This window comes from Streptomyces sp. NPDC127197 (genome assembly GCF_042672405.1).
GTDB lineage: Bacteria > Actinomycetota > Actinomycetes > Streptomycetales > Streptomycetaceae > Streptomyces > Streptomyces flavusporus.
Genome location: NZ_JBHXVG010000040.1, coordinates 13,203 through 26,486 on the forward strand (window position 1 = coordinate 13,203; position 13,284 = coordinate 26,486).

11 protein-coding genes are annotated in these 13,284 nt (G+C 70.9%); 7 read left to right on the forward strand and 4 right to left on the reverse strand.

Translation table 11 applies throughout. The features are described 5' to 3' along the window. Nucleotides 1-10: 10 nt before the first annotated feature. From ACFVJQ_RS37430 to glgX, 3 genes are all read right to left on the reverse strand, one after another. Nucleotides 11-1,867 (reverse strand): ABC transporter ATP-binding protein, encoded by a 1,857-nt coding sequence (locus tag ACFVJQ_RS37430; protein WP_385513633.1) that lies wholly within the window; start codon nt 1,865-1,867, stop codon nt 11-13. Further along, on the reverse strand, nt 1,864-3,693 hold the full coding sequence (locus ACFVJQ_RS37435) for an ABC transporter ATP-binding protein (RefSeq protein ID WP_385513634.1): 1,830 nt from the start codon (nt 3,691-3,693) through the stop codon (nt 1,864-1,866). Before ACFVJQ_RS37435 ends, ACFVJQ_RS37430 begins: the two co-directional genes overlap by 4 nt. A gap of 120 nt (nt 3,694-3,813) precedes the next feature. After that, on the reverse strand, nt 3,814-6,084 hold the full coding sequence (gene glgX / locus ACFVJQ_RS37440) for a glycogen debranching protein GlgX (protein ID WP_385513635.1): 2,271 nt from the start codon (nt 6,082-6,084) through the stop codon (nt 3,814-3,816). A 151-nt stretch (nt 6,085-6,235) separates the two neighbouring features. On the opposite strand from glgX, the gene ACFVJQ_RS37445 reads away from it, so the two are divergent. The 4 genes from ACFVJQ_RS37445 (at nt 6,236) to ACFVJQ_RS37460 (ending at nt 10,570) form a co-directional block, all read left to right on the forward strand. Then, nucleotides 6,236-7,477 (forward strand): Ig-like domain-containing protein, encoded by a 1,242-nt coding sequence (locus tag ACFVJQ_RS37445; protein WP_385513636.1) that lies wholly within the window; start codon nt 6,236-6,238, stop codon nt 7,475-7,477. A gap of 188 nt (nt 7,478-7,665) precedes the next feature. Then, the gene (locus ACFVJQ_RS37450; RefSeq protein WP_385513637.1) at nt 7,666-8,913 is read left to right on the forward strand and encodes an Ig-like domain-containing protein; all 1,248 of its coding nucleotides are present in this window, start codon (nt 7,666-7,668) and stop codon (nt 8,911-8,913) included. A gap of 89 nt (nt 8,914-9,002) precedes the next feature. Then, nucleotides 9,003-9,770 carry an enoyl-CoA hydratase/isomerase family protein gene (locus ACFVJQ_RS37455; RefSeq protein WP_129800477.1) on the forward strand — a complete coding sequence of 256 codons (768 nt, stop codon included), beginning with the start codon at nt 9,003-9,005 and terminating at the stop codon, nt 9,768-9,770. 296 nt (nt 9,771-10,066) lie between these two features. Then, nucleotides 10,067-10,570: an ATP-binding protein gene (locus ACFVJQ_RS37460; RefSeq protein WP_165396360.1), complete on the forward strand. Its 504-nt coding sequence runs from the start codon at nt 10,067-10,069 to the stop codon at nt 10,568-10,570. Nucleotides 10,571-10,583: 13 nt separating this feature from the next. On the opposite strand, the gene ACFVJQ_RS37465 is transcribed toward ACFVJQ_RS37460, so the two are convergent. Beyond that, the gene (locus tag ACFVJQ_RS37465) at nt 10,584-11,222 is read right to left on the reverse strand and encodes a GNAT family N-acetyltransferase (protein ID WP_385513638.1); all 639 of its coding nucleotides are present in this window, start codon (nt 11,220-11,222) and stop codon (nt 10,584-10,586) included. Nucleotides 11,223-11,277: 55 nt separating this feature from the next. Here ACFVJQ_RS37465 and ACFVJQ_RS37470 point away from each other — a divergent pair, with 55 nt between their 5' ends. From ACFVJQ_RS37470 to ACFVJQ_RS37480, 3 genes are all read left to right on the forward strand, one after another. Then, a complete protein-coding gene (locus ACFVJQ_RS37470; RefSeq protein WP_385513639.1) occupies nt 11,278-12,192 on the forward strand; it encodes a MerR family transcriptional regulator in 915 nt (304 codons plus the stop codon). A 50-nt stretch (nt 12,193-12,242) separates the two neighbouring features. Further along, entirely contained in the window at nt 12,243-12,455 is a 213-nt protein-coding gene (locus ACFVJQ_RS37475; RefSeq protein WP_385513640.1) for an EF-hand domain-containing protein, read from the forward strand. 152 nt (nt 12,456-12,607) lie between these two features. Then, on the forward strand, nt 12,608-13,270 hold the full coding sequence (locus ACFVJQ_RS37480; protein ID WP_385513641.1) for an NADPH-dependent F420 reductase: 663 nt from the start codon (nt 12,608-12,610) through the stop codon (nt 13,268-13,270). Nucleotides 13,271-13,284 lie beyond the last annotated feature (14 nt).

Below are 13,284 nucleotides of genomic sequence, written 5' to 3' on the forward strand. Positions count from 1 at the left end.
CCGTCGGCGCTCACGCCAGACTGTCCCGCCACGCCCGGTGCAGACCCGCGAACCGGCCGGTACCGGCGACGAGTTCGGCCGGACTGCCGTCCTCGACGATCCGGCCGTGCTCCATGACGAGCACCCGGTCGGCGATCTCCACCGTGGACAGCCGGTGCGCGATGACGACCGCGGTGCGCCCCTTCAGCACCGTCGCCATGGCCCGCTGCACCGCCCGCTCTCCCGGGATGTCCAGCGAGCTGGTCGCCTCGTCGAGGATCAGCACCGCCGGGTCGGCGAGCAACGCCCGGGCGAAGGCGACGAGCTGACGCTGACCGGCGGAGATACGGCCGCCCCGCTTGCGGACGTCGGTGTCGTAGCCCTCGGGCAGCGCGCTGATGAAATCGTGCGCACCGATTGCCTTCGCCGCCCGCTCGATCTCCTCGCGGCTCGCGTCCGGGCGGCCGATGGCGATGTTCTCCGCGACCGTGCCGGAGAACAGGAACGCCTCCTGCGTCACCATCACCACCCCGCGTCGCAGTTCGGGCACCGCGAGCTCGCGCAGGTCGACCCCGTCGAGCAGCACCCGGCCGTCGGAGGGGTCGTAGAAGCGGGCGAGCAGTTTGGCCAGCGTCGACTTGCCCGCGCCCGTGGTGCCGACGACCGCGACCGTCTGCCCCGCCGGGATCGTGAGGTCGAAGCGGGGCAGCACCTCGCCACCGGTGCGGTAGGCGAAGCGGACGCCGTCGAAGACGACCTCGCGACCGGGGTGTTCGGAGGCGAGGGCCGGAAGCTGCCGGGGCTCCGACGGTTCCGGCACGGAAGGCGTCTGGGCGAGCAGCCCGGCGATCTTCTCCAGCGAGGCCGCCGCCGACTGGTACGAGTTCAGGAACATGCCGAACCGGTCGATCGGGTCGTACATCCGCCGCAGGTACAGCACCGAGGCCGCCAGCACACCCAGCGCCAGCGTGCCGTCCGCCACTCGGTGGGCGCCCCACAGCACGATCAGCGCGACGGCCGTGTTGCCCACGATGCGCGAGCCGACGACATAGCGGGCCATCTCCAGCAGCGCGTCCCCGTTGGTCCGCTCGTGCCGCCGGTTCAGGACGCCGAACTCGGCGTCGTTCGCGGCCTCCCGGCGGAAGGCGCGCACCGGGCGGATGCCGTTCATCGTCTCCACGAACTTCACGATCACGGCGGCGATCGCGGTCGACCGCTGCCGGTACACCCGCCGCGCCCGCCGCTGGTACAGCCGTACGAGCCCCCACAGCGGCACGAACGACGCCACCGCCACCGCGCCGAGCCCCAGATCCAGCCAGAGCAGGATCGCCGCGACGTACACGCAGGACAGGATGACCATCACCAGCTCCTGGAGGCCCTCCTCCAGCAGCTCGCGCAGCGACTCGACGTCCGTGGTGGAGCGGGAGATCAGCCGGCCCGAGGTGTAGCGCTCGTGGAAGTCGATGCTCAGCGCCTGGGCGTGCCGGAAGATCCGGCCGCGCAGGTCCAGCAGCACATCCTGGCTGACCCGGGCGGAGGCGGCCACGAACGCGTACTGCAGCCCGCCGGAGGCCAGTGCGCACAGCAGATAGCCGACCGCCACCGCGATCAGCGGCCCGTGGTCCTGGTCGCGGAACGCCGGTACGGCGTTGTCGATGGCGTACGCCACAAGCAGCGGGCCCGCCTGCACGGCCGCCTGCTGGAGCAGCAGCAGAAGCGTGGTCAGCGCGACACGGGCCTTCATCGGCGCGAGCAGGGAACGCAGCAGGGCGGCCGTGGCGCCGGGCGGGGTGGGCAGGACGTCCTTGTCGAACGGGTCGTCGGCCGTGCGGGGGCGCGAGTCCTCCGGCTCGTCGGCGACCGGGGTGGAGGTGGCGGACGCGGTCATCGGGCTGCCTCCTGGTGCGTCTGGTCCGCCCCGGACATCAGGTGGGAGTACTCGGCGTTGGTCCGCAGCAGTTCGTGGTGCGTGCCGACGGCGGCGATCCGGCCGCCGGACAGCAGCGCCACCCGGTCGGCGAGCAGCACCGTGGACGGGCGGTGCGCCACGATGAGGGCGGTGGTGGCCGCGAGGACGTCCCGCAGCGCGGCCTCGACGGCGGCCTCCGTGTGCACGTCCAGCGCGGACAGCGGGTCGTCCAGCACCAGGAACTCCGGCCGTCCCACGACCGCCCGGGCGAGCGCCAGCCGCTGCCGCTGGCCGCCGGACAGACTCAGACCCTGCTCACCGACCTGCGTGTCCGTACCCTGCGGCAACGCGTGCGCGAACCCGGCCTGCGCGACGGCGAGGGCACGGTCCAGCTCGGCGGCTCCGGCACCGTCGGCGGCGCCCATGAGGACGTTCTCCCCGACGCTCGCCGAGAACAGCGTGGGCTCCTCGAAGGCGACGGCGACCCTGGACCGCAGCTCCTGACGGGACATGGCCGTGATGTCCACCCCGTCCAGCGTGATCCGCCCGGAGGTCACCTCGTGCAACCGGGGGACCAGCGCAGTCAGCGTGGTCTTCCCACTACCGGTGGCCCCGACGAGCGCCATGGACTCGCCGGGACGAATGTGAAGATCGATGCGCTCGAGCACGGGGGGCGAGCCGACGGGGGCGTCGGGGTACCGGAAGGTGACGGCCTCGAAACGCAGTCCGGCCCGAGCTGCGGGCAGTCGTGCCGCTGGGGCGGCACGGGTGGGCGCAGCGGCACCCGGCAACGCCGGGCCGCGCTCCTCCTCAGCCGCAGCGTCCAGCACCTCGAAGTACCGCTCAGTAGCCGTCGCCGCCTCCTGACTCATCGCCAGCAAGAAGCCAATGGAATCCACCGGCCACCGAAGAGCAAGCGCCGTGGACAAAAACGCCACCAGCGTCCCCGCCGACAACCCCCCGTCCGCAACCTGCACCGCCCCCAACACCAGCGCCGCCCCGATCGCCACCTCCGGCAACGTCACGATGACGCCCAGAATCGTCGCCAGCAGCCGCGCCTTGTGCAGTTCCGTCCCCCGCAGCGTCCGCGACAGCTCCCGGAACGCCCGTGCCTGACTGCGATGCCGGCCGAACCCCTTGATGATCCGGATGCCGAGCACGCCCTCCTCGACGACCGTCGTCAGATCACCCACCTGGTCCTGTGCGCGCCGCGCCACCTCCGCATACCGCTTCTCGAAGATCACACAGGTGACGACCACCGGCACGGCGGGCCCCAGGATCACCAGCCCGAGCATCAGATCCTGCGCCAGCATGATGATCACGCCGACCAGGATCGTCACACCGTTGACCAGCAGGAACGTCAGCGGAAAGGCGAGGAACATCCGCAGCAGCATCAGATCCGTCGTGCCCCGGGACAGCAACTGCCCCGAGGGCCACCGGTCGTGGAACGCCACCGGCAGCCGCTGCAGATGCCGGTACAGATCCGCCCGCATCGACGCCTCGACCCCCGCCAGCGGCCGCGCCACCAGCCACCGCCGCAGCCCGAACAGCAGCGCCTCGGCCAGCCCGAGCAGCAGCAGATACAACGCCCCGAGCCACACCCCCGCCGGGTCCCGGTCGGCGACCGGCCCGTCCACGAGCCACTTCAGGACGAGCGGGATCACCAGCCCCGTGCAGGACGCGAGTATCGCGACGAACGCGGCGGTGAACAGCCGCGCCCGCACCGGCCGGACATAGGGCCACAGGCGCAGCAGCGAGCGGACGGTGGAGCGGTCCTCGGTCGGGGTGGCACGTGTCGTGGGCATCAGTGGCGAGCCTACGGACAGCCACTGACAACGCCCACCGAGTTTTGACTCGACCCACCCTCAGCAATGGCGTTCAACCCACCTTCGGCAACGGCGTTCAACCCACCTCCAGCAACAGCCTCACCCCACCTTCAGCAACAGCACCGCCCGCCCCGGCACCGTGATCGTCACCCCCGCCCGGTGCACCACGCCCGGTTCATCGCCCTGCTCCTCCCGCGAGGTGTCGACGATCACCTCGTAGTGCTCCGCCCAGGGCGGCCCCGGCAGTACGAAGCTCACCGGCCGCTCCCCGGCGTGCAGCACGGCCAGGAAGCTGTCGTCGAGGATCGGCGCCCCCCGCTCGTCGCGCCCCGGGATGTCCCGCCCGGACAGATACATGCCGAGCGTGGCCGCGGGCGCGTACCAGTCCCCTTCCGTCATCTCCGTGCCTCGCGGGGTGAACCAGGCCAGGTCCCTGAGCCCGTCCGCGGAGTGCGCGCGTCCGGAGAAGAACGCCCGCCGGCGCAGTACGGGATGCCGGTGTCGCAGCTTGATCAGCCGGGAGGTCAGCTCGAACAGGGCCTTCCAGCCGGGGTCCTCCAGCAGTCCCCAGTCCAGCCAGCTGATCTCGTTGTCCTGGCAGTACGCGTTGTTGTTGCCGCGCTGGGTCCGCCCCAGCTCGTCGCCCGCGACCAGCATCGGCACGCCGGTCGACAGCAGCAGTGTGGTCAGCAGGTTCCTCAACTGGCGCCGCCTGAGCGCCCGTATCCGCTCGTCGTCCGTCTCGCCCTCGACCCCGCAGTTCCACGCCCGGTTGTCGTCCGAGCCGTCCCGGTTGCCCTCGCCGTTCGCCTCGTTGTGCTTGCGCTCGTACGACACGAGGTCCCGGAGGGTGAAACCGTCGTGCGCGGTGATGAAGTTGACCGAGGCGTACGGCCGTCGGCCGCCCCATGCGTACAGGTCGCTCGACCCCGACAGCCGGTAGCCCATCTCCCGGACGTCCGGCAGTGCGTGCCGCCAGAAGTCCCGTACGGCGTTGCGATAGCGGTCGTTCCACTCCGTCCACAGCGGGGGAAAGGCACCCACCTGGTAGCCGCCGGAGCCGACGTCCCAGGGTTCGGCGATCAGCTTCACCCGGCGCAGCACCGGGTCCTGCGCGATGACCGCCAGAAACGGCGACAGCATGTCGACGTCGTGCATGGAGCGGGCCAGCGCGGCTGCCAGGTCGAACCGGAAGCCGTCCACGCCCATCTCGGTCACCCAGTAGCGCAGCGAGTCCGTGATCAGGCGCAGCACATGCGGCTGGACGACGTGCAGGGTGTTGCCGCAGCCGGTGTAGTCGGCGTAGCGGCGGGCGTCGGACTGCAGGCGGTAGTAGCCGCGGTTGTCGATGCCCTTCAGGGACAGCGTCGGGCCCAGCTCGCCCGCCTCCGCGGTGTGGTTGTAGACGACGTCGAGGATGACCTCGATGCCGGCCGAGTGCAGGGCGCGCACCATGCGCTTGAACTCGCCGACCTGCTGGCCGCGCGTGCCGGAGGCGGCGTACGCGGCGTGCGGGGCGAAATAGCCGATCGAGTTGTACCCCCAGTAGTTCCTCAGGCCGCGGCGCAGCAGGTGGTCCTCGTGGGCGAACTGGTGGACGGGCAGCAGCTCGACCGCCGTGACGCCCAGCTTCGTGAGGTGCTCGATGGCAGCGGGGTGGGCCAGGCCCGCGTAGGTGCCCCGCAGTTCCTCGGGGATGCCGGGGTGCAGTCGGGTGAATCCGCGCACGTGCAGTTCGTAGATCACCGAGTCCGCCCACGGCGTCTTGGGGCGGCGGTCGTCCATCCATTCGTCGTCGGGCGCGTCGTCGTGGACCACCACGCCCTTGGGGACGTACGGCGCCGAGTCCCGTTCGTCGCGCACGGTGTCCGCGACCTGCTGCTGCGGCCAGTCACGGACGTGCCCGTACACCTCGGGTGACAACCCGAACGCGGCGTAGTCGCCGTCCACCGCGCGCGCGTACGGGTCGAGCAGCAGCTTCGCCGGGTTCCAGCGGCCGCCGGTCCACGGATCCCAGCGGCCGTGCACCCGATAGCCGTACCGCTGCCCCGGCATGACTCCCGGTACGAAGCCGTGCCAGATCTCGTGCGTCAGCTCGGTGAGGCGGTGCCGGCGCTCGGTGGTCTCACCGCCCTCCTCGTCGAACAGACACAGCTCGACCGCCTCCGCCCCGCCCGCCCACAGCGCGAAGTTGGTGCCCGCCACGCCGTCCGGGCCGACCCGGAAACGGGCTCCCAGAGGCGTCGGCGCACCCGGCCACACGGGCACCTCGGGCGCCCTGCGCTGCACGCCGTTCACGGCGGCGGCCGGGCCCTGCTGTCCGGCGGCGCCTTGCTCCGCCACCGCCTCCTGCTCGGCTGCGCTGGACACCTGTCAGCCTCCCACGGCTCATGGAACGACTGGCGAAAAGGGCGGCGGCGTCCCTCCGCATCCCCCGTCGCGTCGTCCTCCCCACTGTTCTGCCCAGAGCTTGGCTCGCACTCACGTTTCCCCAGGGCGGGCCCGATCGTTGGGCATGTTTGTGAGGCACGTACATGGGCGCGCGCGGCGCGCGAGGGCCGCACTGGCCGCCGTACTGACATGGGCTGGACTGCTGGCGGGAGCCGCCGGCTGCACTTCGGGCGGCCTGAGCGGGCTCGGCACGCTCGGCAAACCCCCGACGCCCGAGCACGTCATCAGCATCTCGCCGGACGACGGCAGCAAGGGCGTCCGCCCCGACGAGACGCTGTCCGTACGGGTGCCCGGCGGTCGCCTGGAATCGGTCGACGTCGTCAAGTCCCAGGACGCCCAGGAGACCCCGGTGCCCGGTCGCATCTCCGCGGACGGCCGGCGCTGGACACCCGACGACAAGAAACTCGCGCTGGCCGCCGAGTACACGGTCCATGCGGTCGCCCGGGACTCCGACGGCCGCCGCTCGGCCCGGCACGCCACCTTCACGACGTATGTCCCCAAGGAACGCTTCATCGCGTACGTCACCCCGGAGAACCGCTCCACAGTCGGCACCGGCATGATCGTCTCCCTGGAGTTCAACCGGGAGATCGACAACCGCGCCGCCGTCGAACGCGCCGTCCACGTCAGCGCGAAACCGGCCGTCGAGATCCGCCCCCACTGGTTCGGCAAGGGCCGCCTCGACTTCCGCCCCGAAAAGTACTGGAGCCCCGGCACCGAGGTCACCGTCGCGCTCCGCCTCAGGGACGTGGAGGGCGCGCCCGGCGTCTACGGCGTGCAGTACAAGACGGTCACCTTCACCGTCGGCCGCAGCCAGATCTCACTGGTCGACGCGGCCGCACACACCATGGAGGTCAGCCGGGACGGCGAGCTGCTGGCCACGGTGCCGATTTCCGCCGGGGCACCGAAGACGACGACGTACAACGGCAAGATGGTGGTCACCGACATGCACGAGGTGACCCGGATGAACGGCGCCACCGTCGGCTTCCGCAAGCCCGACGGCAAGAGCGAGTACGACATCCCGGACGTCCCGCACGCCATGCGGCTCACCGACTCCGGCACCTTCCTGCACGGCAACTACTGGTCGTCCGCCGACGTCTTCGGCCGGTCCAACGTCAGCCACGGCTGTGTGGGGCTGCGCGATGTGAAGGGCGGCAGCTCGGACACTCCGGCGGGCTGGTTCTTCGACCGCACCCTTGTCGGCGACGTCGTCGAGATCGTCAACAGCAAGGACGAGGTGGTCGCTCCCGACAACGGGCTCGGCGGCTGGAACATGGGATGGAATGCGTGGAAAGCGGGCAGTGCTGTGAAGTGACCCTTCGGCACGGCGGCTTGGCGGTCGCACGGGTTGTCGATGTTGGGACGGAACGGTGACACTCGTGCGGCTCCGACCCCCCTGGTCATGTGGTTAATATGCGCCGTGCGCGCGGGACGCGCGGGGGAGGCGGGTCCGACGAGGCCCGTACGAGGGCCCGGTCCGGGGCCCGTTGAGGGGAGAACAACTTGAACGTGCGACCGATATCGGGGGCTTCGGTTGACGCGCGCGGTGGGCGCGGACGCAGACGGCTGCCGGCGTTGATCGCCGGCGCGCTGCTGCTGGCCGTGACGGCGTGCGGCGGCTCGGACTCGGGCTCAGGAGCCGCGTCCGGTGGCGGCAAGGGCAAGGGGACCGCCACGACCGAGAGCAAGCAGTCCGAGGCGGCCGTCACCATAGCCCCCGAGGACGGCGCCAAGTCCGTCGACACCAGCGGCGCCCTCAAGGTCACCGCAGCCAAGGGCAAGCTGACCGAGGTCGTCGTCAAGGACGCCAAGGGCGCCGAGATAGCCGGCGAGATATCCAAGGACGGCGCCACCTGGACGCCGTCCACCCACCTGGCCTCCGCCACCAAGTACCAGGTGCACGCGGTCGCCGAGGACTCCGCCGGCCGGAAGAGCGCTGAGGACTCCGACTTCACCACCCTGACGCCGCAGAACACGTTCATCGGCCACTTCACCCCCGAGGACGGCTCCACGGTCGGCGTCGGAATGCCCTTCTCCCTGAACTTCACCCGGGGCATCACCAACCCCGAGGACGTCGAGAAGGCGATAAGGATAAAGACCGAGCCGGCCGTCGAGGTCGAGGGCCACTGGTTCGGCAACGACCGCCTCGACTTCCGGCCAGAGAAGTACTGGAAGGCCGGCACCAAGGTCACCGTCGACCTCAATCTGAACGGCGTCGAGGGCCGTCCCGGCGTCTACGGCGAGCAGGCCAAGACCGTCTCCTTCACCATCGGCCGCAACCAGGTCTCCGTCGTCGACGCCAAGAAGCTCACCATGAAGGTCATGCGGGACGGCAAGGTCGTCAAGACCATCCCGGTCACCACCGGCAAGGCGGGCATGGAGACCTGGAACGGCCAGATGGTCATCAGCGAGAAGCACGTGGTGACCCGGATGAACGGCGAGACGGTCGGCTACGGCGGTGAGTACGACATCAAGGACGTCCCGCACGCCCTGCGCCTGACCACCTCCGGCACCTTCCTGCACGGCAACTACTGGGCCGGCGGCGCCTTCGGCAGCTACAACGCCAGCCATGGCTGCATCGGCCTGCGCGATGTGCGCGGCGGCTGGGACAAGGGCGCGCCGGCGGCCTGGTTCTTCAACAACTCGATGCTCGGCGACGTGGTCGTCGTCAAGAACTCCAACGACCGGACCGTGGACCCGGACAACGGGCTCAACGGCTGGAACATGTCGTGGGAGAAGTGGAAGGCGTAGACGTCTTCGGCAGACGTGTTCGGCGGACGGCCCCGGTGTGACGTATGGCACCGGGGCCGATTGTCGTTAGTCCCCGTTAACCTCCTTGCATGACCGTGAATCTCGAAGTCGCCGAAGGCGTCGGCACCCTCCGTCTCGACCGCCCGCCCATGAACGCGCTCGACGTCGCCACGCAGGACCGGCTCAAGGAACTCGCCGAAGAGGCCGCGCGCCGCGAGGATGTGCGCGCCGTGGTCGTGTACGGCGGCGAGAAGGTGTTCGCGGCCGGCGCGGACATCAAGGAGATGCAGGCCATGGACCACACCGCGATGGTCCTGCGCGCCCGTGCCCTGCAGGACTCCTTCACCGCCGTCGCCCGCATCCCCAAGCCGGTCGTCGCCGCCGTCACCGGCTACGCGCTCGGCGGCGGCTGCGAACTCGCCCTCTGCGCGGACTACCGTATCGCCGCCGACAACGCCAAGCTGGGCCAGCCGGAGATCCTGCTCGGCCTGATCCCCGGTGCCGGCGGCACCCAGCGGCTGGCCCGGCTGGTCGGCCCGTCGAAGGCCAAGGACCTGATCTTCACCGGCCGGATGGTGAAGGCCGACGAGGCGCTGACGCTGGGCCTGGTGGACCGTGTCGTCCCGGCGGCCGAGGTCTACGAGACGGCGCACGCGTGGGCGGCGAAGCTGGCGCAGGGTCCGGCGCTCGCGCTGCGCGCGGCGAAGGAGTCGGTCGACACGGGCCTGGAGACCGACATCGAGACCGGACTCGCCGTCGAGCGGAACTGGTTCGCCGGGCTGTTCGCGACGGAGGACCGGGAGCGCGGGATGCGCAGCTTCGTGGAGGAGGGGCCGGGCAAGGCGAAGTTCCTCTGAGTTCCTCCCGGACTCGCCGGGGCAACGCCGCTGAAGCACTTGCAATTGACGCGGTGTCTGATCCGGGTCCCTCGATGGGGCGGTTTATGGAAGCCTTAAGGCAACCTTAAGCCTGCCTTCTCGAGGGAGCCGGTCCTTTGCCGTCAACCGACCCTTCTCCGCAGGTCGGAGGGGCTGCGAGCGGCTCCGAACTGCCAGCGGCATATGCCGAACGGATCGCCCGGAATGAGGTATTCCGGGGGGCGTATTCCTCAGGAACGGCCCCGGAGGCCGTGCCGGGCGGCCATGATGGGGGCATGGCGGGGCTCGAGGGCATCGAACAGCCGCAGGGACGCGGCCGTGCGACCGTGGCGCGCTGGTCGCCCGCGGTCGAGGACGAACGGGCGCTCAAGGCGCTCGAGTTGTTCGGCAACCCGACAAAGGCGGAGGTTCCGCTCCCGTCCCGCCCGGAGTCCGCGGCCACCGCGCGCCGACTCGCCCAGGTGGTGGTCCTGCGCCACTGGGGCCTGCCACCGAAGGTGACCGAGGACGCCGTCTTACTGGTCTCGGAGCTCGTCGGCAACGCCGTACGGCACACCGGCGCCCGGGTCTTCGGCCTCCGTATGCGCCGCCGGCCCGGCTGGATCCGCATCGAGGTCCGCGACCCGTCCCGGGGGCTGCCCTGTCTGATGCCGGTCCAGGAGATGGACGTCAGCGGCCGCGGGCTCGACCTGGTCGACAAGCTGTCCGACCGCTGGGGCGTCGACCTGCTGCCCCGGGGAAAGACGACATGGTTCGAGATGCGGGTGGTGGACCGCTGAGAGCGCAGCCGCGTCAACGCGTGAGGAACAGCGCTTCCGACCCCACCGGACGGTAACCGGCCGCCTGGAACGCCCGCAGGCTACGGGCGTTGCCCGCCGACACCTGGGCCCACACGGGCTCGCCCCCGGACAGCTGCCGAGCCGCCACCGCCAGCCGACGCCCCAGCCCTCGATGGCGTACCGCCTCCGCCACCTCCACCGCGACCTCCAGCCGCCCCGCGATCCCCCGCCCCAGGACGAGCACGCCGCCGTCCGCCGCCCACACCCGCACGTCGTCACGCCGCCTGCGGGAACTGACCACTCGGGGATGCCCGGGGTCGGCGATCTCCGTCAGGGCGAGGGACGGTCCGCCCGGGAGCGGTGAACCCACCGTCATCACGTCGATGGTGTCCGTCCCACGCCCCGTACGCTCCATGAAGGCCGCATGGAACCATGCGTTCATGGTCGCGGCGAGCGGGTCGCAGCCGACGGCGGCCAGCGTGGCCCGCACCCAGTCCGGGTCCTCGTCCGTGAAGACGACGGAGTGCGCCGTGAAGGCGAGGACACCGGCGTCCCGGTGAGAGGGCTGGGGCACGATCGTCGTGCCGCCGTCCGCGGGCGGGAAGACGCCCCGCGCCGCCGCGTCCAGAATGCCCCGCAGAGTCTCCGCCACGAACGCGCCCCCGCTCCTTGAGTCTCCACCCACTGGAAGGCCCAGACTCGCAGACGTGATCGACAACGGCACCGCACTTTTCACCATCGGCGAGCTGGCCCGGGCGACCGGGCTGACGGTCCGCACCATCCGCTACTGGTCCGACGAGGGCGCCCTGCCCCCGGTGACCCGTTCCGCGGGCGGCTACCGGCTGTACGACGCCGGGTCCGTCGCCCGCCTCGAACTGGTCCGCACCCTGCGTGAGCTGGGTCTCGGCCTGGACGACGTCCGCAAGGTGCTGGCCGGCGAGCGGACCGTGGCGGAGGTCGCCGCCGCGCACGTGGCGGCGCTGGACGCGCAGATCAGCTCGCTCAAGGTGACCCGTGCGGTGCTGTCGACCGTGGCGCGACGCGGCTCGACCGCAGAGGAGATGACCCTGATGAACAAGCTGGCACGGCTGTCGGCCGCCGAGCGGAGACGGATCGTCGAGGACTTCATGGCGGAGATCTTCGACGGCCTCGACACGGCCGACCCCGACATCCGCACCCGGCTGCGGTTCGCGGCGGCGGAGCTGCCCGACGACCCGACGCCCGAGCAGGTGGACGCATGGGTGGAGCTCGCCGAGTTGATCCAGGACCCGGACTTCCGGGCACTGATGCGCAGGATGGTCGAGTTCAACGCGGCCGACCGCGGACCGGAGATCCCGGCGGGCACGTCCTTGTGGTTCATGAGCCGCCTGGTGCAGCTCGCCGGGGAGGCGCTGCGCAAGGGCGTCGCCCCGGACGCCCCGGAGGCCGACGACATCCTGCGCGGCCTGCTCGGCAACGCCGATCGGGCCGCCGTGCTCGAGCGCCTGACGGCGGCCTCGAACGTGCGGGTCGCCCGGTACCGCGAGCTCTCGGCCGTCGTGAACGGCCTCGAACGCCGGCCTGCGCACGAGGAGGAGTTCTCCTGGGTGGTCGCCGCGTTGCGCGCTCACCCGGACCGTTAATCTGACCTTCGTCAGCACGACGGACACAGCATGAGACGAGGGGCGAATCGGTGGCGGACATCGAGGAAGCGCGCAAGCAGTTCGAGCGGATCGACTCGGACGGTGACGGTGTGATCACCGCGGCCGAGTTCAGGACCGCTCTGACGCAGGAGGGCGACTGGAACGTCACCCAGGGGATCGCCGAGGCCGTCATCGCCAGCCGTGACCTCGACGGCGACAAGCGCATGTCGTTCGACGAGTTCTGGACGTACCTGAACAAGTGACGCGCGCGCAAGGGGCGCCCGGCCGGTCGGCGACGGGCGCCCCTTCGTCATGTCCGGCGTCGGACGCACGTCTGCCGTACCCGCCGGAATAGCCGGGTTCGGCCCGGGGTTTGTGCCCGTCACAACGAGTATCCACCTCGGAAGGTCCTGTCATGAAGATCGGCATCATCGGCGCCGGCAACATCGGCGGCAACCTGACCCGTCGGCTCACCGCCCTCGGCCATGACGTCTCCGTCGCCAATTCGCGCGGCCCGCACACCCTGAAGGAACTGGCCGAAGAGACCGGCGCCACGCCGGTCAGGGTCGAGGAGGCGGCACGGGGCGCCGGGATCGTGGTGATCACGATCCCGGTGAAGGCGGTCCCGGACCTGCCGTCCGGCCTGCTGGACGAGGCGGCCGAGGGCGTCGCGGTCATCGACACCGGCAACTACTACCCCAAGGAGCGCGACGGGAGGATCGCCGCGATCGAGGACGAGGGCCTCACCGAGAGCCGCTGGACCGAGCGCCAGATCGGCCACCCCGTGATCAAGGCCTTCAACGGCACCTTCGCCCAGGACATCCTGGAGCGCCCGCGCCCCGCCGGCGCCCCCGACCGCATGGCCCTCCCGGTGGCCGGCGACGACGAGGCGGCGAAGCGGAAGGTGCGGGCCCTGATCGACGAGCTCGGCTTCGACACGGTCGACGCGGGCGGAATCGACGAGTCCTGGCGCCAGCAGCCCGACACCCCGGTGTACGGTCTGCGGGCCGGCGTCGCGGAGGTCACCGAGGCACTGGCGGCGGCCTCCTCGGTTCGGAAGCCGGAGTTCCGCGCGTAGGGCCTTCGCGCCCG